Source organism: Litoribacter ruber, from assembly GCF_018449405.1.
GTDB classification, from domain to species: domain Bacteria; phylum Bacteroidota; class Bacteroidia; order Cytophagales; family Cyclobacteriaceae; genus Litoribacter; species Litoribacter ruber.
Map to the genome: position 1 here is coordinate 146,482 of NZ_JAHCMY010000003.1, position 20,660 is coordinate 167,141.

Genomic DNA, 20,660 nt, shown 5'->3' on the forward strand with positions numbered 1-20,660 from the left:
CTTTGTTGGCAGTATGGCGTTCGCGCATATGTTATCCTAATCTATTTATTCTATTATTATGCAATTCTTTAGCATTCTTAAGGCTGAGACGGCTGTCTTGTTGCCTGTTAGAACAGTTATGACCCTGTTTGTTTTTGTCGGACTGGCCCTTGGTGCCAGCTCCTGTAACCAGGGCCACAGTAAAAACGACGAAAAAAATAAAATACCCCAAATTCCGGTCTTGGAGCTTCATCCCCAGTCCATTGAGATTCCCCAAACCTATATCTGTGAAATACAGGCTGTACAGTTTGTGGAAGTAAGGGCCAAAGTGGAAGGCTTTGTGGATAAAATCTACGTGGATGAAGGTGAGTTTGTCAAGAAAGGCAAACCCTTGTTTCAGCTCACCTCCATGGAATTCAATGAGATGGTCAACGGTGCCAACGCACGGCTTATGCAGGCCCGGGCAGAGGCCAAAGCCGCCAGCCTGGAAGTGGAAAGGCTAAAGGTGCTCGTGGAAAAGGATATCATCACCGAGTCGGAACTGGAACTGGCCAAGTCCAAGCGGGCTGTGGCTGAATCTGCTATTGCAGAAGCTGAATCTACCCTCAACAATGCCCAAACCGGGCTTTCCTATACTACGATAAGGGCGCCTTTTGATGGCATTGTCGATAGGATCCCCTTCAAAATCGGAAGCTTGGTGACTGCCGGGGATCTGCTGACCAATATCACAGACATCTCCGAGGTGTTTGCTTACTATAAGATCAATGAAAATGAATACCTCAATTACATGCGGAAAAAGATCCAGCAGGAAGGTGAAGATAACGTCATTGAAGACCTGTCCCTGATCCTATCCGACGGTACCACCTATGCGCATAAAGGGCAACTGGAAACGATGGAGGCCGATTTTGAAAGAGGCACGGGCTCGATTGCTTTTAGGGTGCGATTTCCCAATCCCAATAGTCTGCTCAAACACGGGGCAAGCGGCAAGATTGAAATGACCAACCAGCTTGATGATGTATATCTTATTCCCCAGAAGTCCACTTTCGAGATACAGGATTTCAGCTATGTCTATGTGGTAAATGCTGATAACGAAGTAAAGGTCCGAAGCTTTAAGCCTATCAAAAGACATGATGTGTTTTATGCCGCATCAGGTTTCGAACCGGGCGATAAGATTGTATTTGAAGGCATACAGCAGGTAAAGGACGGGGTGAAAATCCAGCCCCAACAAGTGGAATCTCAGGAAGTCTATGGAGAATTGAATAGTCAGCTAGGGGAGGGGCAAGGTTGAGATGTTAGAATTGTTTATCAAAAGGCCCATACTATCGACCGTAATTTCGGTCTTTATTACGCTACTGGGAATTTTGGCGCTGACTTCACTGCCCATTACCCAGTTTCCCGATATCGTACCCCCTTCGGTCACCGTGACGGCCCGATATACTGGGGCCAATGCTGAAGTACTTTCCAAGGCTGTGGCCACCCCGCTGGAAAGGGCTATCAACGGTGTGCCGGGGATGACTTATATGTCTTCGGTAAATACCAATGACGGAGTCACCGTGGTGACGGTGGTTTTTGATGTGGGTACCGATCCCGATCAGGCTGCAGTAAACGTTCAAAACCGGGTTGCCACAGTAGTGGATGAGCTACCTGAGGAGGTGATCCGTGCCGGGGTGCAGACAGAGAAGGAAGTAAACAGTATGCTGCTTTACCTCAATCTGTATAGCTCGGATACTTTGCAGGACGAGCGCTTCGTCTACAACTTTGCCGATATCAATATCCTTCCTGAACTCAAAAGGATTGATGGGGTAGGCTTTGCCGAAATCATGGGGGCAAGGGATTATTCCATGCGTATATGGCTCCATCCGAGCAGGCTGGTATCCTATGGGTTATCTCCCCAAGACATCACAGAAGCCATCCGCAGGCAGAATGTGGAAGCCGCACCGGGTAAATCCGGTATCAGCTCTGACCAGTCTCCCCAAATGCTTCAGTACGTATTGAAGTATACGGGGAAATTCAACCGGGAAGAAGATTATGAAAATATCACCTTAAAAGCATTGCCGGACGGCTCCTTGTTGAAAATCAAGGATGTGGCGGAAGTGGAATTTGGTTCCCAAGATTATAACATGGTATCGATGACGGATGGCCGGCCTTCTGCCTCCATCATGATCAAGCAGCGCCCAGGTTCCAATGCCCGTGAGGTGATTGCCAATATCAAAGACAAAATGGCCGAATTGCAGGACAGCAGCTTTCCGCCATCCATGGAGTTTAACGTGAGTTATGACGTTTCCAGGTTTTTGGATGCCTCCATTTCCAAGGTGTTGATTACTTTGCTGGAAGCTTTTCTGCTGGTTTCTTTGGTCGTGTTTATTTTCCTGCAGGACTTCAGGTCTACCCTGATTCCGGCGATAGCCGTGCCTGTTTCTTTGGTGGGAACGCTCTTTTTCATGCAGCTATTCGGGTTCTCCATCAATCTTTTGACTCTCTTTGCGCTGGTCCTAGCCATTGGGATAGTGGTGGATAATGCTATTGTGGTCGTGGAAGCCGTGCACGTGAAGATGCATGAGGAAAAAATGAATGCTTATCAGGCCACCTTGGCGGCCATGAAGGAAATCGGGGGAGCTATCGTGGCTATCACCTTGGTGATGTCAGCGGTGTTTGTGCCTGTCGGTTTCCTATCTGGACCGGTGGGAATATTTTACCGACAGTTTTCGCTCACCTTGGCCATTGCCATTGTGATTTCCGGGGTAAATGCGCTGACCCTTTCACCAGCTCTATGTAGCATCATGCTCAAACCCCCACACCATGAGGGGAAAAAAAGCTGGCTGCAGAGGTTTTTCGACAAGTTTAATGAGAAGTACGAACAGTTAGCTGGGAAATATTCAAAGGTGCTTTCCAAAATCGTGGGAAGAAGAACGGTTACATTTGGAGCTCTCGGGCTGTTTTTGGTTGCCACTTTTGGGATGGCCAGTGTAGTGCCGAGCGGCTTTATCCCTACAGAGGATCAGGGGATGATCTATGTCAATGTCACCACACCTCCCGGGGCCACAGTGGAAAGAACCAAAACGATCCTTGATGACGTTCAGGCGGCATTGCTACCCCTTGAGGAGGTAGAAACCATCTCGACCTTGGCTGGCTACAGCTTGCTTACCGAAACGGCCGGTGCCTCCTATGGCATGGGCATGATCAACTTGGTGAGCTGGTCTGACAGAGCGGAAGGAGTTGAAGAGCTCATTCGGGAATATCAGGAAAGGACCTCCCACATCACTGGTGCGGAAATCCAATTCTTTTCTCCGCCCACTGTTCCTGGTTTTGGAAATGCCTCCGGATTTGAACTGCGCCTGCAGGATAAAACGGGGGGAAGTCTGGACCAGACTTCCCGCACCACCCAGGAGTTTTTGACTGCCCTGAATGAGCGGGAAGAACTAAATGAGGTCTTTACCAATTTCGACCCCAGCTTTCCACAATACGTACTTCATGTGGACCATGACAAGGCCGCCCGCTTGGGTGTGTCCATAGATGGGGCCATGGAGACGCTGCAAAGCCTGGTGGGGAGTTTTTATGCCTCCAATTTCATCCGCTTTGGTATGATGTACAAGGTGATGATCCAGGCGGCCCCACAGTACCGGGCCAATCCTGAGGCTATTTTGGAAATGTTTGCCAAAAGCGACAACGGCAACATGGTGCCTTACTCCAGCTTCATTAGCATGGAACGGGTGTATGGTCCCGAGCAACTCACCCGCTACAACATGTTTACTTCCGCCATGATCAATGGGGATGCGGCTCCCGGATTCAGTTCGGGCGATGCTATCAAGGCCGTGGAAGAAACGGCCTTGGATATCTTGCCGAGGGGTTATGATATAGATTGGTCGGGGATGACCAGAGAGCAGATCGAGTCGGGCAATCAAGCTATTTATATATTCTTGATTTGTCTGTTGTTTGTTTACCTGCTTTTGGCAGCACAATATGAGAGTTACCTGTTGCCTCTTCCCGTAATCCTTTCCCTTCCGGCTGGGGTATTTGGGTCCTTCCTTTTCCTCAAACTCACTGGCTTGGAAAACAACATCTATGCACAGGTTTCCCTGATAATGCTTATCGGCCTATTGGGGAAAAATGCAATCCTCATCATTGAGATAGCCATTCAGAACCGGTCGAAAGGAATGGGCATCATAGAATCAGCCATGAAAGGCGGTGTGGAAAGGCTGAGGCCGATTCTGATGACTTCATTTGCCTTTATATGCGGACTTATTCCCCTAACCATTGCAACAGGAGCCGGGGCCATAGGTAACCGGACCATAGGTACTGCTGCTGCGGGGGGGATGTTGATAGGCACCCTGGTGGGGATATTTATCATTCCTGGATTATACGTGGTTTTTGAAACCCTTTCCAGCAAGTTTAAGAAGCCTAAAACTGAAAATGTATTAAATTAATCATGAGATATTTATTGATAATCATATCGGCTTTCTTTCTCCTACAAGCCTGCAAGGTGCCTCAAAAGGCCGTGGGTGATATCCAGTTGGATGTCCCCGAGGCTTATCAGGTGGAAGGAGAAGGAATCGAAACAATTGCCGTGGCCCCTTGGCAGTCCTTTTTTGAGGATGATCACCTTAAGGCGCTTATAGACACGGCATTGGTCTATAACCAGGATTTGAGGAAAACACTCGAAAACATCCGAATAAGCCAGGCCAGGCTTAAGGCCGCAAGACTAGGCAGGTTGCCTGAAGTAAATGCCATGGCGGGAGCTAGTGTGCGCAGGTTTGGCGACTACACCATGGATGGAATAGGAAATACGGATACCAATTTTTCCGAATTTCTTCCCGCCGACAAACGCCTTCCTTCTCCTTATCCGGACTTTATCATAGGAGCTGAATTCGGGTGGGAGCTGGATATTTGGGGCCGTCTTTCAGGTCAGAAAAGAGCTGCTGCTGCCAGATACATGGCCTCCGAGGAGATGCTGCGCAATGTCCAAACTTGGCTGGTGGCCGAAGTGGCCCATCAATATTATGAAATGCTGGGTTTGGATGAGGAGATTGCCGTTTTGGAGAAAAATATTGAGTTGCAGGAATTGGCATTTGAACTCTCCAAGGATTTGAAAAATTCAGGTAAGGAAAACCAACTCGCCGTGGACCAATTTGAGGCCCAGATGCTCAATTCCAAATCTTTGCTTATTCACAAGAAAAGGGAGTTGAGAACAGTGGAGCTGAATATCAGTGAGCTATCGGGGAAATACCCGGAGCAAATCGAAAGGGTAGGGTTGGATCCTGCTTTTGCCAAGCCTAGGGCTATTTCCTTGGGCCTGCCAGCAGATCTGCTCAGACTTAGACCTGATGTGAGAAGGGCAGAACAAGAACTGGCCGCCAGCCAGGCCGATGTCAACGTAGCCCGTGCAGACTTCTTTCCCTCTCTTCAGCTCTTTGGAATGGCTGGTTTTAATGCATTTGATTTCAGCAAGCTGTTTTTGAATCCAGCCTCCTCGGTGTATCAGCTTGGCGCCGGTCTGTCCGCACCGATTTTCAATCGCAGGCGTATCAGATCCGCCTACGAAGAGGCCACGGCCTCCCAAAAACTCGCCTGGCTGGATTATGAACAAACGGTCCTGAAAAGTTATTTGGAAGTGCTTGATATGGTGAATGTGTACTCCACTTTGGAGGAACAATTAACTGTCAAGAAACAGGAAGTAAACGTACAGAAGCGGTCTGTGGAAAACTCCAATACCATGTTTTCAGTGGGCTATGCCAATTACCTGGAGGTGATCAATAGCCAAAGCAGGGCACTGAATGCTGAATTGGAATACATTGAGCTGAAGCGGGAGCAATTGCAGGCAATTGCTTCGATGTACCGCTCTTTAGGGGGCGGGTGGAATTGATCCATTTTTTTTAATTGCAGTTAGCTGTCGGCCTTCGGGTCGGCAGCTTTTAACCACTCTCATACACTTTAGAAATCATGTTAGAAATCATAAAACAGCGTATTATAACCACTCACCCCATCACAGGGGATTCCGTGGAATTTGTCAGTACCACCAGTGAAAATGACGGTACTTGCAATATCATGCATGTGCGGTTAAACCCTACTTTCAAGGTGCCCAGCCAATATCATAAAAAGACCATCCACGTATTTAAATGCCTGGAGGGTGCTTTGTGTATCCGGTTAAAAGGAGGTGAATTGGAGATGTTGCCAGCTGGAAGGTCCTTTACAATTTTGCCATTGACTCCTTACGCACTTTTGAATCCAGGATTAAATCTTGTCAAATTTGAGCATAAGATAATTCCTGGAAGAAGGGGATTTGAGGATGCTTTGATGATTTTTCATGGTATGCTGAAGAAAAAGGAACTGGTAAGTTTTGGGACAAGAAGTTTCCTAAACTTCATCTCAGATACGTACACGGTTTCATTTACCGAAAAAATGCTCCATCCCTTAAGAAGATACTTGGCTTCAAAAGCTTTAAGAGATGGAGCGTATAAGAACTTGTTGGAGAAATATGGACGTGCCAATGGACTAGTTTTCAATCACGATACTCCCCGAGGCAATGCTTCCCCGGATGGTATGCCGGGCGTTGTTGTCTACCCGGAGGGTACGTGAGCGGGAATTGCCGATGGTCACCGAACCGCTGGCTGCTGAAATGTCAAAGTTGAAATCCTGAAGGTTGCTTGGAGTCTGGATCTTTATGGAGCCCGAACTGCCCTCCAAGTAGGTAGCTACTCCCAAACCGGAGTTTTCAGCTTTGGCACTTCCTGAGGTCAGATTAATAGTGCCGATCTCGTGCACATCAGTCATATTTATCCTTCCGGAGGTAATCGAGGCATCCACTATGCCGCCGATATCATGGGCATTCAAGCTGCCGGTTACCGACTTGTAACTCACATCGCGGCCTACGCCGTTAAGTTCCACTTTACCGGAGGTAGTTTCGCAAAAAACGCTACCTCCGATGTTATTGGCCTTTATTACGCCAGAGGTACCTTCAAGATAGACGTCCCCATCCACATTGTTGAGTTCCACACTGCCTGATACAAAACCAATGTGCGTTTCAAAACTATCAGTATCTTCAACCCTGATTTTGCTCGCCACAGTATTGATGAAAAGCTGCATGTCGCTGGGACCGGTAAGGTTGATATGGCCACGGCTGTTGTCATTTTGGTTTCTCCGTCTTTTGGGGGGTTGGTAGGAGATTTTCAAAGTGTTGCCTACTGTTACGAAAACAAGGTCCTGGCCTCTGTCTTCCTCTGCCTCCAGCCGTGCTTCCATTTCAACAGTTGGGGAGTCCGCGCCTTTATAAACCACATCCAACACACCGGCTTCGATTTCTATCATGCTGATGCCTTCATATGATTTTTGCACGTCTACCAAAGTCTGCCTTTGGGCAAAAGTGCTGAAAGCCATTAGGAGGCCTATAAGAGTTATAAATAATGATTTCATGGGAAAGAAGTTGAATAAGAAATAATGTAATTTAAAGAATGATACCAAAGCTCATGGCACTTACCTCCGGCCCTCGGTTGGACTGGAAGACGTGGTTGAGGTCATAGTTGAAGAAGAAGTCCAGCCAGCTGACGCCTAATTCACCCCTAATACCGTAGCGGAGGTTTTCCAGATACATATCGCTGCGGTCAAAATCTTTGTTTCGGCCATTGTCTTGGTAGACAAACTTGCCCCTGCCTCCCAGGCGGTAACCCGCATAAGGGCCGGCACCTATCCTGAAACCGTTGTGTCCGGTACTGATCTTTGGAATCAGCGCCAGGGTTAGGTAGGAAGCAGCAATTTTGGACTTGATTCCACCCGCTCTTTCCAAAAATTCCACACTTTCAGCCCCTTTGATGGCCTGGATGTTGTCATCGGCAAATTTGAAGTTGTGGAAATGCACTCCAGCGAGCCCCTTCACATAGAAGTTGTTGCTGACTTTCATCTGTCTCACGGCATTCAAACCTACCATCCAACTGCCCCACACTCTCACATCGGGTGCTGTAGATTCTCCATTCCAAATTCCCTTTCCAAGGTCGATGGTAAAATAGGAGCGGGAGATGAGGTTTTGGCCATCTTTGTAAATGGCCTCACTGCTGTGCTCATAGGAGAAATCCACATTGGTCCTATTGCGGTTTTGGGATTGGTCTTCATAAGTTTTGGTGTGGAATCTCATGTTCCCTTTTAGCATGGGAACCTTCGATTCATTTTCTTCGACCAAAACCTCTTTGTTCTCCTGTGCCTGAGCCAAAAAGGGTAGCTGCAAGCAAAGGAAGGCTAATATGACTAAATTGACTTTTTTCATGACTAAAAATGCTTCGTTGATTTAAAATACCAATCCAAAGGAAATAGGATTCAAGCTTGGGCCCTGTCCTGGAAGGAAGAGTTCGTTGAGATCGTAGGTGGTGAAGAAGGTTACGCTTCTAAACCCAACCTCGCCTCTGACACCATAGCGAAGGTTGTTGAGGTACGAACCAGCGCTTTCTTTTTCTCTTCTGCGACCTGAAGTCGGCAGGTCTCTATAGACGTACTTGCTTCTGCCGCCTAATCTGTACCCCGCATAAGGTCCGGCCGCGACTCTCAAACCGTTTCTGCCTGCATCGTTCATTTTGCCAAAATCCAATCTGAAGAGGGTTTGGGCGGTGAGGTAAGAGGCAGAAACCTTGCTTTTGAAACCTGCTACATCGTCTCTTAGGACCCAGGCAACATTTCCATCTTGGTTGACAGCCTGGAATCGGGTGTCTTCAAATTTGAAATTGTACCACTGCACACCCAGTCCGAAGTCCCAATAGGCACCTTTGGCCACTCTCTGGCTGGCCATCCAGTTGAGGCCTACATTCCAGCTTCCCCAGCCTTTCACGGAGTAAGGGGATGCACCGCTTGGGAAATTGCCGTCTTCCAAATAGTTGTTGATACCTAGGTCAAAGTTGAAATAAGTCCTGAATCCCGGGTCTACTTTTTTAGGCTTTCGGTCTTTGGATTCCACCCTTACATGGGTTTTGTCCCCGCCTTCATCCACGATCACACGGAACCTACCTACCGAAACCTCCGTTTCCTGGGCATCTTCTCTTACGGTCACGATTTCCTTGCCTTTAAGCTCCACTACGTGTAACTTGCCCGTTTTCTCATCCATTTCAAGATTGAGTTCTCGGATAATCTGATTGACATCCAGGGTTTTGAGACGCTCAAAATCTGCCTGATTGTCTACCAGAATCACAATCTTGCCGGATCTGCCAAAGTCAACTATGACGCTGTCCTGCTTCGTCTGGTTCCCTTGGTCCTGACCAAAGGCCATTTGTATCAAGGCCAATAATAAAATGGCTAAAAGGTACTTTTTCATCTGTTTAAAATTGAGAGTTTTAATTAACCGCCAAGGACGCTAAGCTTCGCAAAGAATGGGATGTAATCAACTCTGTGCGCCTTCTGAGTCCTCTGATCTTCCCGATCCGCTTCGCGCCATGGGGAAAGTTCTGTGGTTTTTTTTAAATAATTTCTTTGCGTTTTTTTAATTCTTTGCGGTTAGCTTATTGAATTAATTTTTGTTTTTCCTTGAGGTAATCGTTGCGAAGAGACTGTTTTTTGCATCCTGCAGGTCTGCAAAACCCTGATCTACTTTATTGAATATATTTCCTACTTTTTCAATCTTGTTTTCGAGTTCGTCAATGATGGTTTCTTTTTCCTCTTCCTTGCTCAACCCACTCGAAACTATCCTTACTCGCACCACATCTGCATCAGCCAATAAAAGTGACTGGTCTTCCAGCGCTGGTATTTCCAATTCCGGGATTTGGATTTCCTCAATCTTGATCGCTGCCACTGGCTGTCGGATTTCTTCGGTTGTCCTTTTTTCCACTTGGACTGGTGGAGCTTGCCGTGGTGCCACTGGCTTGGTCACTTCCTCGGCCGGTTCACTCACGGGAGCTTTTGGCGTTTCGGTTGGAATGGTCTCCTCCACAATTTCATCCAAGGTTTCCGGTTCCACTTCTCCGGTTACCATCTCATTTTGCTCAGTGGACTGCTCTGCGACTGGATTGGTCAATTCCTCGGTGAGGTTCAGACTTGTCCAGATCAAGGCGGCCATGGTGAAAATCAAAGCCATTGACGCGGCGATCCTCAACCAGGGGAAAGCGGCTTCTTGTTTGTTTCCAAGCTGCCTATCCAGTTTTTCCCAAGCCAATCCGGAAGGCTTCACTTGATGGTTTTCCAGTTTTCTTCTGAAAAGCTCGTCTATATTTGGCTGTTGCTTATCCACTGATGCTCCTTTCTTTTAAGTTCTGGTCTGTTAGTTTCTGTTTCAATATTGCCCTGGCTCTGCTGAGTTGGGATTTGGAAGTGTTTTCCGAAATCCCCAACAGATCTGCGATTTCTGGGTGACTGTACCCTTCGATTGCATACAGGTTGAAGACCGTCCGGTAGCCTACCGAGAGCTCCCCGATCATGGCCAGCAGGTCTGCTGTTTCCATATCGGTAAACTCATAAGGCGTCAGGTTTGCCACCGATTCGCTTTCCTGGTTTACTTCCATTAGCAGGTTTCGTTGGTTTCTCAGGGTGAGCAGGGCATTGGTTACGATTATCCTTTTCATCCATCCTTCAAAACTTCCTTTTCCTTCAAATTGGGCAAGCTTGTCAAAGATCTTCATAAACCCCTCAATCATGATATCCTCGGCCAGGTCACGGTCCTTCACATAGCGGATGGCGATGGCCAAAAACTTGCCCGAATAGGCGTCATAAAGTACCCGCTGGGCTTTTCTATCGCCCCGGAGACAACCCTTGATGATGTCGGCTTCTTCGGTAAAAGTTTTTCGGAATAACATTATTATTGGTTTTCAAATAAGTAGATACAAGTTAGGCAAAAAGGGTTGCACGGGAGAGGGAAAATATTTAATAAATTTTAACGGAAGGGGTAAAATTGGGTACAAAGTACTAGGTACTAGGTACAAAGTATTTCCGCATTAAAGGTTGGGTATTTGCCATTGTGGAGCCATCGGACGTCCTTGTTTACGATGCCCTCCTTCAGAGCTTCGCTCTTCAGATGGGGTGTGGTATTGATGAGTTTCGAATAATGAATGACTTCGGTCAATCCATATACCTAAAAAACTCTTCTAGATCCAGCTCAAATCCTTCTAGGACGGTGGAACTGACTACATCGCCCGCGCAATATAGTTTGGAGGGGATATACTTGCCATGGTATAAGGTGTAAATCAACAGGGTTTGGCCGATTGGCTGGAGAACCCAGTATTCCTTGACGCCGCTCTCCAGATAGACTTCATATTTGTTTTTCAGCTCTTTTTTGTTGTTGCTTGGAAAAAGGACCTCTACGATCAGGTCAGGCGCACCGATACAGCCGGCGTCGTCAAGTTTTGACTTATCGCAGACCACGGAAAGGTCAGGTTGTACCACAGTGAAAATATCCTCGTTTTTATTTGATTTAGTTGGTAAGCGAACATCAAATGGGGCAGGATAAACTTCACATGGCTTTCCTTTTAGGAAAACGTTGATCGCGGTATTTAAATCCGAGATAACCTTTTGATGGATTCTGCTGGGTGCCGCAGTCCACTTGAAAACCTTACCCTTGATAATCTCCACCATCTCGTCCATTTCCCAGCTGAGGTAGTCGGCATAGGAATATTTGCCTCCGTAAGAGAAGCTGGGTTCTTTGGCGATGTATTTTTCTTTTTTGGTTTTCATAATGAAGAATGCGGTCAATCCATATTCTTAAAAAACTCCTCCAAATCAAGCTGGAAGCCTTTAAGGACAGAGGACTCAACTATGTCACCCTTTCCGTAAAGCCTGGAAGCAGCATAGGCCCCGTTCTTCAGGGTATAGATCAAAAGGGTATGCTCAAATGGATGAACCAACCAGTATTCCTTCACTCCACTTTCCCGATAAACTTCATATTTGTGATAAAGCTCCTTTCTGTTGTTGCCTGGAGAGAGGATTTCCACGATCAGATCAGGGGCTCCTATGCAGCCGGCGTCATCAAGTTTGGACTTATCGCAAATCACACACAGGTCCGGTTGTACAACAGTGAAAATATCTTCGTTCTTCTTTGATTTAGTCGGTAAGCGGACATCAAAAGGGGCAGGGTAAAGTTCACACTGCTTTCCATTCAAAAATTTGTTCAATTCAAACGACAATTGATTAACCACTTTCTGATGGATTCTGCTGGGTGCCGCAGTCCACTTGAAAACCTTCCCCTTGATGATCTCCACCATCTCATCCATTTCCCAATTGAGGTAGTCGGCATAGGAATATTTCCCTCCATAAGAGAAACTGGGTTCTTTGGTGAGGGGTGGCTTCTTCTCTCTGGTCTTCATTCCCTTAATTTACGAAAATTCCAGCCCTTCTTAGCCATTTGTAATCAGGTTTTTATGTTTTTCCATAGTATAAATTGGGGGAGTATGAAAGAGGGTAAATTGGCTTAGTCCTGGCTAATAGTTTTAAATCGTAAATAGTTTGTATAACTGTTTAGTAAGTATCTAATACAGAATAATCTATTGATTATACAGGTATCAAGAACGTATCAAGAGCGTATAATCAGCGCTATTAAACGTTGATGAACCGAATTTTATTTGTTTTTGAATTTTGTGTGAATAATTATAAATATTACCCTTATCTAGCTTTCAATTATGGCTCTAGGATTTAATGATCCTAGAAATTTACCCCTGTATTTCCCAAGTATCAAGTTGGGGGAATCTTGCATGTTTGATGGAATCTTTTGCCACTGGTGTAACTTCTGATAGGAATTTTTGCCAAATGTTTATATTAGATTTTTAAATGAACTTTTAACCAATATGAACAGATTTAAGATTTCTTTAATTATTCTGCTGCTAGCTTTTGGGCAGGGGGTATGGGCACAGGAACAAGACATCCTCGCCAAGTTGGAGGAAATAGCCATTGTGGATCATAAGGTAATGATGCCGATGCGCGACGGAATAAGGTTGGCTACCGATATATACAGGCCAAAAGGTGATGAGCCCGTTCCGATTATCTTTTCGCGAACGCCCTATAACTTTAACAGCTACAGGGATGGAGAATTAGTTAGCCGGACGATGGAGGCCGCTTACGAAGCCGTGCAGCGCGGGTATGCCTATGTGGTGCAAAATGAGCGGGGGAGGTTTTTTTCCGAAGGGGAATGGGATATTCTCGGCACGCCCTTGACTGACGGTTATGACGCCATGACCTGGATGGCCGAGCAGGAGTGGAGCAACGGCAAAATCGGCACACTGGGCTGTTCATCTACCGCTGAGTGGCAGATGGCCGTTGCGGCTATGAATCACCCCGCACATGCCGCTATGGTGCCACAGGGGTATGGTGCTGGAGTGGGTCGCATAGGTGATTATTATGAGCAGGGTAACTGGTATAGAGGTGGTGCCGGACAAATGCTTTTTACCGCTTGGCTTTATGGCACCCAACATGACCCCATGGCACCAAGATTACCGGAGGGTATTGAACAAGAGGATCTGCAAAGGTTACAGCGGTTTTATGATATGGCTCCCCGATATCCCAAAGTAGATTGGGTGGAGGGCTTGGCGCACCTTCCCGTGCAGGATATCATCAAAAATGTGAATGGTCCAAAAGGCATCTATGAGGAAATGATCACCCGTAAGCCCAATGACCCGGCCTGGTATGAGGGAGGCCTCTACCATGATGATATGGATTTTGGTGTCCCAAGCTTCTGGTTTGTGTCCTGGTATGATGTAGCCAGCAGTCCCAATCTCGCCCTTTACAACCATGTGAGGGAAAATGCTTCAGAGGAAGAAATCCGCAACAACCAGTTTCTGGTCATCGCACCTACCCTGCACTGTGCTTTCAAAAGGGCGACTGAGAATACCATTGTGGGGGAAAGAAGTGTAGGTGATGCCCGCTTGGATTATGATGAGATGATCTATGGCTGGTTTGACTTTTGGCTGAAAGGGGAGGAAAACAATGTGACCTCCGAAATGCCTAAGGTGAAATACTTCACAATGGGTTCAAGCAAGTGGCAGACCTCCGATACCTGGCCTCCAAAGGAAGCTGATATGACTACCTACTACCTCAACAGTGGAGGCAAGGCCAATACAAGGTTGGGTGACGGGCAGTTAAGCACTCAAAAAGCCACTGATGACAAGCCTGATTCTTTCGTTTATGACCCCATGGACCCGGTAATGTCCTATGGAGGCAATGTTTGCTGTACAGGCAATGCCGTTAATGGGGGTGCTTTTGATCAGCAGGAGATGGAGTTGAATGAGAACATATTAGTGTACACTTCCGAGCCATTTGGGGAAGGCGTGGAGATAAGTGGTTTTATAGAGTCCAAACTTTACCTTTCCTCAGATGTGAAAGACACCGATTTGACCATCAAGATTATCGATGTTTACCCTGACGGCAGGGCCTACAACCTGGACGAAACCATCCAAAGGGTGAGATACCGGGAAGGCTACGAAAAAGAGGTGTTTATGGAGAAAGGCAAGGTCTACGAGGTTAACATGACGCCAATGTCCACAAGTAACTATTTTGACAAGGGGCACCGGGTAAGGATCGAGGTTTCCAGCTCCAATTTCCCCCGTTTTGACCGCAACCTGAATACCGGCGGCAACAATTATGATGAGACTGAGGGAGTGGTGGCGACCAATAAGATCCACCATTCGGAAGAGTATCCCAGTAGTATAAGCTTGCCAATAGTGAGGAGGTGATAAAGGAATAGCCACGGAGACTCGGAGAGTGCTGAGGGGGGGTGAAACTTCATTATTCATCATTCGCTATTCATCATTCGGTATTTTTGAATGATGAATTTTGAATAATGAAGTGTGTACTTCCCATGGCCTATCGGCTCTCCTGGCCTTTTAAGGCATAAGGCTGGATCAACACTTCAACTGGTAAGTCCAACAATTCTGAGATTTTGGGGATACTATCAATGGTTAAAGGTTTGTTTCGGTTCAAAATCAGATTTGCCTGCTTTTCTCCAAATGGAGGAATTAGATTCTTAAAGTTTTGTCTATTTATCATTCCCTCAATAGCGTCAATGTTTTCATATGGAATGAAAAAACTAACTAGTTTGTTTGTTTTACAGTTTATAAACTATATATTTAAGATAAATATTGGTTTATGAAATGACATGTTATTGCGCTTACTGCCTTAATAATTGGATGTAGTGAAGAGCCAAAATACCCTGTGTTTGACCTCGACGGCAAGAGTTTTCTAACTATAGTAAACGAATCCTCCACTCCATTGAAAGTAAGCTTTGAAAAATGGTCCACAATCCCATCATTGGAATTTGAAAAAGTGGACACAGTTATTGCGAGGTCTTCCTCCATAGACCTTAATATGGATAATAAAGCTACCGATTATATTTACCTTTCATTAAATGGTAAGAAATATGATTTTTTTCTTGTGCCCCATGCTGTAGATACCATTTTATATTCTGGAGATGACCTTGAGTTCTCTGGAGATTTTGCGGCCGTCAACAGGTTTTTACTTCAGAAGTCAAATGATGGTTTAGGTTTTTGGGACGAAACCAGAAAACGTGCAGAAGCCAATCACTTAAGCGAAGGTTTTCATGGAGTCATCGAAACAAATGACTCTATCACAGCAGTACTGAAAGATTACCTCTATTCCTACAAGGGTAACTTGCCCAAGTGGTTTGTATCTCGGGAGACCAATAGGTTGGATTATAAAAATGAAGGTTCAAAATTGAATAGCTTTGCCTATCGCAGGACCATGCTGAAGAAAAGTGATACGATACCTGCTGGTTATCACGAGAAAATTTTATCCACTATTTCCTTAGAAAATGAGGAGTTTATTGGTGAACAAGAGTATATGAGATTTCTTCATGAATATTTGAATTTTTTGGATCATGATAACCCAGAGGGGAAATTTGTAAAAGGAGAAATTCCATTATCCATCTATCGGGCAAAAAAGGTAGAAGCTAATCTTTCGGGAAAAGTAAAGGATGCATTTTTAGCCAATCAGATTACCCAAATAATTAAAGTGGCCAGGGACGAATATGATGTTTCAGTGCTGAAGAATTTTCAGGATGAAGATTTTAAATCCTATGTTGAAAATTACTATGCAAAAGGAAATATTCTTCCTCCAGGTAGCGATATGCCCTATTTTTTCCTATCGGATCTTGAGGGAAAGGAAGTGGAACCCACTGATTTTCGGGGGAATGTTCTACTGATCAATTTTTGGGCGGATTGGTGTGGTCCCTGTATAGTGGAGTTTCCCTACGAGAATAAACTTGTGGAAAAATATCAAGACAGTCCCGTAAAGATCATCAATATTGCAATTGAAAGTAAGGATGAAAAATGGAGGCTTCTAATAGAAAAACATGGTTTGACCACCATCAATCTATTTGCCAATGAAGTCTGGACTAACAAAATCAAGAAGGATTATAAAATTGCCGGAGTTCCACACTCGGTAGTCGTGGATTATCAAGGTAGGATTGTCCAGAACAACTCCCCGACTGCTAGAATGGGAGTTGAAAAAATCATAGATCAGCTGCTGGAAAAAATGGAAGTTGAAGATACAAATATTAATAGTGCTGTAAATTAATCAATCTATAATCAAGTCAATGTATGCAGGATTATGATATTGGTTTCCAATGCTAAATTCAACAATATAGCCGAAACCCTGATTCCCCAGCCTGAGGAGGGGTTTTTTATGGATGCCTGCTTTGTAAATGAAAATGGATTGAACATCCAATATGCAGACCTTCATAATGAGGATAGGTTTTATTTTAAAACTTTCTCTCTTAGGGATAAAACCCGCTAGGTTTAGTTGAATAAGAGATTACATTCTAGCAGATTTGACCTCGTTGCTAAAAAAAAATCCTGGCAGGTTTAAAATTTACCTGCCAGGATTCTTTTTCTAATTCATAAACCACTCCCCCTCAAACATTTTCCTGCTTTCCTTGTCCACCTCGCTTTGCTTGTGGTCGGAGCGGCAGGTTAGGCAGAGCAGGCCGTTTTCGTTGAAGACCCAGTAATTCTGGCTGTGTACGTCCTTGAGCTTGTAGCCGTTTGAGTACAGCGTGCCCCGTAGGACGGAGAGAATGGACTTGTCCATCACGAAGGGCTTGTTGTAGGGAATGTAAAGCGTTTGCTCCAATTCCTGGGCGCGAAACTTGTTGAAGGAGGTCAACCTTACATTTTTGTCAAGCGTAAGGACGCTGTCCTGTATGTTGTATTCGTATAGAATCTCCTTGATGTTGTTTTTGGCGTCTTCATAATTTTTGCCCTTCGAGCTAAATGTCTGCTCCAACCGAACCCTTCCATCTGTAGTGCCGGCCAAGGTCAGACTTATGTCGTTTCTATACAAGGTTTCCGACTTACCTGACTGTTGGGAGCGAACACTTACCTGCGGCTGGCTTTCTCCCTGGATCACCATTACGCCCTCAGTAGGGAATTCCAGGTATTGGGTCTGCTCATCTTTTGCGCTGGAGCTGAATTGCTGGAAAGACTGCGGCAGGGTAAACCCTATTATCCCGATACTGATCAGCCATAGGAATAGTGCGATTAGACCCACTTTTTCGTGGATAAGATTTCTCCTTACCCAGATGCTGATTCCCATCACCGTGATGATCATGGCCGGGATAATGACCACCATGGTAAGTGCCACTGCCAGCCAGAACGGAATCATGTCGGTAATAAATTCCAGCGGAAAATCCCCTGTTTGTATGCCCATACCCCAAAGTTCACCATTGATCAGGTTGAAATAGGTGCCTAGGAAGATCATGGAGGAAAAGATCAGCGCTATTCCGATGAGGAAGATAATCGCCCCAAAGAAAATCCTAAACAGGATCAGCAGGAATGCCCCCAATGGTCCCATGGCTGTTCCCACTTCATTCAATCCTTTGCCCACCACGCGAAAGGGAGTCATGAAAGCCCTTCTCGCCCTGGACTCTTCTTTTAATGGCGGAGGATTTTGCCCCTGAAGGATGGTGTTTTCAATATTGGTTAGCGTGATGGCACCACCTTTCATTTCTATCCGCTCGGTAATGGATTTGGCCAATGGCGTGATGATCCAAAGGATAAGATAGATCACGAATCCGGAGCCTCCGGCAAAGATCAGGGCCAAGAATGCCAGCCTTACCCAGATTACCTCAATATTGAAATAGGAAGCAAGCCCGCTACTTACACCACCAATTACCCTGTCATCGGGATTTCGGTAGAGCTTCTTGATGTTTTTATCCTCTTCGGTCTCGTAGGCTTTAGGCAACATGATCCAAAGCACCACATAGGCCAAAACTGTCCAGCCTGCCAAGCTGAATCTAATTCCCGAGAAGGGAAGAAAGTCCCAGGTGCTGAAATTGACCCTTCCACTGAACAGGAGCAAGATGGCAATCAGCCTGGTCCACAGCGGATCGATCGTCAAATAGTGAGCAATACCAGCGCATACCCCGCCAAGGATTTTCCGGTTTTCGATGCGGGTTAGCTTTTTATACCCCTTGGTGTTTTCCTGATTGGGAGGTGTGATGTATTTGTAAAAATCATGTTCCTCCTGCTCGGCATGTTCCGTGTGATCTTGGTCGAGCTTTTCCTCACTAGCTTTAAAGTCAGCGATTGTACCCATTTTTTCGATTAGGCTTTCCACATTTTCAGCAGTGATTACCTGTTTGTTGTTTTTCAGGTAGGTAAGGAAGATCTCAGCGATGCGACTCTCGATATCACTGATGATTTCCTGGTTGTCTGGGTAATGGGAAAAATGCCTGTTAATGGCCTCAAGGTAATTTTTGAGGTGGGTGTAGCCGTCGTCCTCGATGTGGAAGAGGATGCCGCTTATGTTTATGCTTATAGTCTTTTTCATGGCCTTATTTTTTTGAGATAATAGTTTGGGTGGATTTGGTCAACGAGTCCCAGGTCTGGTCAAGCTGGCCGAGAAAATCCAGCCCATCGGCTGTGATGGAGTAGTATTTTCTGGGCGGTCCACTTTCGGACTCTACCCATTTATAGGCTACCAATGAGGCGTTTTTGAGCCGGTTGAGCAGAGGGTAGAGGGTGCCCTCCTTTACCAGCAACTCGGCCTCCTTCAATTCCCCGAGCAGGTCGGAGGCATAGACCTCCCCCCTGGAGATGATATGCAGGATGCAGAATTCGAGAATTCCTTTCCGCATTTGTACTTGGGTGTTAGAAGCTTTCATATCTGTCATGTTATAGCGTATTATGCGCACATTACTGGTACGCCTTCCCCTATATAGATTAAAAAATAATACCAAAGTAAAAGAAGCTACCTTGCATTACCAATTTCTAGGCGGTAAATTGTAGGAGGTCTTTAGTCAGTTGTTTGTAAAACACTGTTTATTAATGTTTTGAAAGTGTGTTCTGGTAAAAATCCACTAATTCCTTTTCTGAAAAAAATCTTTTATTCATCCACGACAAAAGTATTCATACTTCATGCAGTGGTATAAAGGCGTACAGAAAAGTGTACGGTTTCGAGCAGTTTTTAAATTATGGGAAGGGGTTTATTTACTAGTGGCTGGTATGTTTTTAGGGCGGTGAAGGCTTAAGGTGGTTTAAGGGTTTATGCCCTGCGTGCTGATTAAGGGATTAACGTTAATCCCTTAATCTTTTAATCCCCTAATCTATATTATAAATAATTTTTTTAATTTAATTTGTAGTCTAATGAGCCGTATCCCAGGACTTTTAAGAATTGTTTTCTGCATGCCTATTTTTTTGCTGTACCTAATTGAGGCTCAGGGGCAAAGTCTTGCGCCTAAATATTCCAATGAATTCCTGCAGATCGGAGTAGGAGCCCGGGCTTTGGGCATGGGAGGGGCGCAGGTTTCCAATGTACGCGACGTGACGGCCGCCTACTGGAATCCCGCCGGTATATTGGGAGTGAAGCATGAACATGAATTTTCCCTAATGCACGCCGAGTATTTTGCCGGAATCGCCAAATATGACTATGCCGGATACACCACGGCCATTGATGAAGAAAACCAGATCGCCATCTCACTGATCAGGTTTGGGGTAGATGATATCCCCGACACCCGCTTTCTCTACGATGCCAATGGCGCATTAAATTACAACAACATCCAGTTTTTCAACGCCGCTGACTATGCGATGATCCTGTCCTATGCGCGGGATTTCAGCGACATTGTCAAAATCGGGGTCAACACCAAGGTCATCCACCGCAATGTGGGCAAATTTGCCAATGCCTGGGGGTTTGGGCTTGACCTGGGGGGCATAGTCCTTTTGGACGAATGGCGTGTAGGGGTGATGTTGCGTGATGTGACAACCACTTTCAACTCCTGGTTTCACAATGCCGAAATGGTGCGGGAAGTGTATGCCCAAACCAACAACGAGGTGCCCATCAACAGCACTGAGCTAACCTTGCCCAGGGCTATATTCAGTTTGACAAGGGATATTTGGCTGACTGAGGAAATTCAGATGCAGGCGATTTTGGACCTGGAGACCACTTTTGACGGGCAGCGGAATACCATTGTAAGAAGCAATTTGCTCAGCGTGGATCCCCGGATGGGTTTGGAGGTGGCGTACAAAAACCTGGTTTACCTGCGTGGGGGTGCCGGAAACGTGCAAAGGATCAAAAACTTCGATGCGAGCTATAGCACGGCGTTCCAACCTAGTTTTGGGGTTGGTTTTCTTTTAAATGGCCTGGTGCATATCGACTACGCCATGTCTGACATAGGGAGTATTTCACAAACCCCCTATTCCCATATTTTCAGCGTGAAGGTGGGCTTGAATCAGCACAAGGATAATTACAGGATTTACAAAGGTTGGGATAAAAAGCCGAATTGA

The 20,660-nt window shown here is 45.8% G+C and carries 17 protein-coding genes; 8 read left to right on the forward strand and 9 right to left on the reverse strand.

Annotated features, from left to right (window positions below; genetic code table 11):
- Positions 1 to 118 precede the first annotated feature (118 nt).
- The 4 genes from KI659_RS07675 to KI659_RS07690 all read left to right on the forward strand — a co-directional run bounded on the left by KI659_RS07675 (position 119) and on the right by KI659_RS07690 (position 6,552).
- Entirely contained in the window at positions 119 to 1,267 is a 1,149-nt protein-coding gene (locus KI659_RS07675; protein ID WP_213944981.1) for an efflux RND transporter periplasmic adaptor subunit, read from the forward strand.
- A 1-nt stretch (position 1,268) separates the two neighbouring features.
- Positions 1,269 to 4,403, forward strand: coding sequence for an efflux RND transporter permease subunit (locus tag KI659_RS07680; protein ID WP_213944767.1), 3,135 nt, complete (start codon positions 1,269 to 1,271; stop codon positions 4,401 to 4,403).
- A gap of 2 nt (positions 4,404 to 4,405) precedes the next feature.
- On the forward strand, positions 4,406 to 5,839 hold the full coding sequence (locus KI659_RS07685) for a TolC family protein (RefSeq protein WP_213944768.1): 1,434 nt from the start codon (positions 4,406 to 4,408) through the stop codon (positions 5,837 to 5,839).
- A gap of 77 nt (positions 5,840 to 5,916) precedes the next feature.
- On the forward strand, positions 5,917 to 6,552 hold the full coding sequence (locus KI659_RS07690) for a cupin domain-containing protein (RefSeq protein WP_213944769.1): 636 nt from the start codon (positions 5,917 to 5,919) through the stop codon (positions 6,550 to 6,552).
- Here the strand turns inward: KI659_RS07690 and KI659_RS07695 are convergent.
- From KI659_RS07695 to KI659_RS07725, 7 genes are all read right to left on the reverse strand, one after another.
- A complete protein-coding gene (locus KI659_RS07695) occupies positions 6,469 to 7,386 on the reverse strand; it encodes a DUF4097 family beta strand repeat-containing protein (protein ID WP_213944770.1) in 918 nt (305 codons plus the stop codon). The two genes, KI659_RS07690 and KI659_RS07695, sit on opposite strands and share 84 nt — an antisense overlap.
- A gap of 31 nt (positions 7,387 to 7,417) precedes the next feature.
- Positions 7,418 to 8,230 (reverse strand): hypothetical protein, encoded by an 813-nt coding sequence (locus KI659_RS07700; RefSeq protein ID WP_213944771.1) that lies wholly within the window; start codon positions 8,228 to 8,230, stop codon positions 7,418 to 7,420.
- Between the two features lie 21 nt (positions 8,231 to 8,251).
- Positions 8,252 to 9,265 carry a hypothetical protein gene (locus KI659_RS07705; RefSeq protein ID WP_213944772.1) on the reverse strand — a complete coding sequence of 338 codons (1,014 nt, stop codon included), beginning with the start codon at positions 9,263 to 9,265 and terminating at the stop codon, positions 8,252 to 8,254.
- A gap of 192 nt (positions 9,266 to 9,457) precedes the next feature.
- Complete coding sequence (locus KI659_RS07710; protein WP_213944773.1) at positions 9,458 to 10,174, reverse strand: hypothetical protein; 717 nt, start codon at positions 10,172 to 10,174, stop codon at positions 9,458 to 9,460.
- On the reverse strand, positions 10,167 to 10,736 hold the full coding sequence (locus tag KI659_RS07715; protein WP_213944774.1) for an RNA polymerase sigma factor: 570 nt from the start codon (positions 10,734 to 10,736) through the stop codon (positions 10,167 to 10,169). The genes KI659_RS07710 and KI659_RS07715 overlap by 8 nt, the downstream gene beginning before the upstream one ends.
- Before the next feature lie 262 nt (positions 10,737 to 10,998).
- Positions 10,999 to 11,610, reverse strand: coding sequence for a Uma2 family endonuclease (locus KI659_RS07720; protein WP_213944775.1), 612 nt, complete (start codon positions 11,608 to 11,610; stop codon positions 10,999 to 11,001).
- Between the two features lie 14 nt (positions 11,611 to 11,624).
- The gene (locus tag KI659_RS07725) at positions 11,625 to 12,239 is read right to left on the reverse strand and encodes a Uma2 family endonuclease (protein ID WP_213944776.1); all 615 of its coding nucleotides are present in this window, start codon (positions 12,237 to 12,239) and stop codon (positions 11,625 to 11,627) included.
- A gap of 477 nt (positions 12,240 to 12,716) precedes the next feature.
- Between KI659_RS07725 and KI659_RS07730 the strand changes: the two genes are divergently transcribed.
- The 3 genes from KI659_RS07730 to KI659_RS07740 all read left to right on the forward strand — a co-directional run bounded on the left by KI659_RS07730 (position 12,717) and on the right by KI659_RS07740 (position 16,674).
- On the forward strand, positions 12,717 to 14,597 hold the full coding sequence (locus KI659_RS07730; protein WP_213944777.1) for a CocE/NonD family hydrolase: 1,881 nt from the start codon (positions 12,717 to 12,719) through the stop codon (positions 14,595 to 14,597).
- 478 nt (positions 14,598 to 15,075) lie between these two features.
- On the forward strand, positions 15,076 to 16,455 hold the full coding sequence (locus tag KI659_RS18715; RefSeq protein WP_213944778.1) for a TlpA family protein disulfide reductase: 1,380 nt from the start codon (positions 15,076 to 15,078) through the stop codon (positions 16,453 to 16,455).
- Positions 16,456 to 16,488: 33 nt separating this feature from the next.
- Complete coding sequence (locus KI659_RS07740; RefSeq protein WP_213944779.1) at positions 16,489 to 16,674, forward strand: hypothetical protein; 186 nt, start codon at positions 16,489 to 16,491, stop codon at positions 16,672 to 16,674.
- A 96-nt stretch (positions 16,675 to 16,770) separates the two neighbouring features.
- On the opposite strand, the gene KI659_RS07745 is transcribed toward KI659_RS07740, so the two are convergent.
- Together KI659_RS07745 and KI659_RS07750 are read right to left on the reverse strand one after the other, a co-directional pair.
- Entirely contained in the window at positions 16,771 to 18,708 is a 1,938-nt protein-coding gene (locus KI659_RS07745; RefSeq protein WP_213944780.1) for a PspC domain-containing protein, read from the reverse strand.
- Between the two features lie 4 nt (positions 18,709 to 18,712).
- Entirely contained in the window at positions 18,713 to 19,042 is a 330-nt protein-coding gene (locus tag KI659_RS07750; RefSeq protein ID WP_213944781.1) for a PadR family transcriptional regulator, read from the reverse strand.
- Positions 19,043 to 19,562: 520 nt separating this feature from the next.
- On the opposite strand from KI659_RS07750, the gene KI659_RS07755 reads away from it, so the two are divergent.
- A complete protein-coding gene (locus KI659_RS07755; RefSeq protein ID WP_213944982.1) occupies positions 19,563 to 20,660 on the forward strand; it encodes a putative type IX sorting system protein PorV2 in 1,098 nt (365 codons plus the stop codon).

What these genes read in the sequence shown, in the direction of transcription:
- KI659_RS07675 (WP_213944981.1), top strand. Translation starts at nt 119, where the DNA reads ATGACCCTGTTTGTTTTTGTCGGACTGGCCCTTGGTGCCAGCTCCTGT.
- KI659_RS07695 (WP_213944770.1), bottom strand. Translation starts at nt 7,386, where the DNA reads ATGAAATCATTATTTATAACTCTTATAGGCCTCCTAATGGCTTTCAGC.
- KI659_RS07690 (WP_213944769.1), top strand. Translation starts at nt 5,917, where the DNA reads ATGTTAGAAATCATAAAACAGCGTATTATAACCACTCACCCCATCACA.
- KI659_RS07730 (WP_213944777.1), top strand. Translation starts at nt 12,717, where the DNA reads ATGAACAGATTTAAGATTTCTTTAATTATTCTGCTGCTAGCTTTTGGG.
- KI659_RS07700 (WP_213944771.1), bottom strand. Translation starts at nt 8,230, where the DNA reads ATGAAAAAAGTCAATTTAGTCATATTAGCCTTCCTTTGCTTGCAGCTA.
- KI659_RS07720 (WP_213944775.1), bottom strand. Translation starts at nt 11,610, where the DNA reads ATGAAAACCAAAAAAGAAAAATACATCGCCAAAGAACCCAGCTTCTCT.
- KI659_RS07750 (WP_213944781.1), bottom strand. Translation starts at nt 19,042, where the DNA reads ATGAAAGCTTCTAACACCCAAGTACAAATGCGGAAAGGAATTCTCGAA.
- KI659_RS07755 (WP_213944982.1), top strand. Translation starts at nt 19,563, where the DNA reads ATGCCTATTTTTTTGCTGTACCTAATTGAGGCTCAGGGGCAAAGTCTT.
- KI659_RS07685 (WP_213944768.1), top strand. Translation starts at nt 4,406, where the DNA reads ATGAGATATTTATTGATAATCATATCGGCTTTCTTTCTCCTACAAGCC.
- KI659_RS07705 (WP_213944772.1), bottom strand. Translation starts at nt 9,265, where the DNA reads ATGAAAAAGTACCTTTTAGCCATTTTATTATTGGCCTTGATACAAATG.
- KI659_RS07715 (WP_213944774.1), bottom strand. Translation starts at nt 10,736, where the DNA reads ATGTTATTCCGAAAAACTTTTACCGAAGAAGCCGACATCATCAAGGGT.
- KI659_RS07740 (WP_213944779.1), top strand. Translation starts at nt 16,489, where the DNA reads ATGATATTGGTTTCCAATGCTAAATTCAACAATATAGCCGAAACCCTG.
- KI659_RS07725 (WP_213944776.1), bottom strand. Translation starts at nt 12,239, where the DNA reads ATGAAGACCAGAGAGAAGAAGCCACCCCTCACCAAAGAACCCAGTTTC.
- KI659_RS07745 (WP_213944780.1), bottom strand. Translation starts at nt 18,708, where the DNA reads ATGAAAAAGACTATAAGCATAAACATAAGCGGCATCCTCTTCCACATC.
- KI659_RS07680 (WP_213944767.1), top strand. Translation starts at nt 1,269, where the DNA reads ATGTTAGAATTGTTTATCAAAAGGCCCATACTATCGACCGTAATTTCG.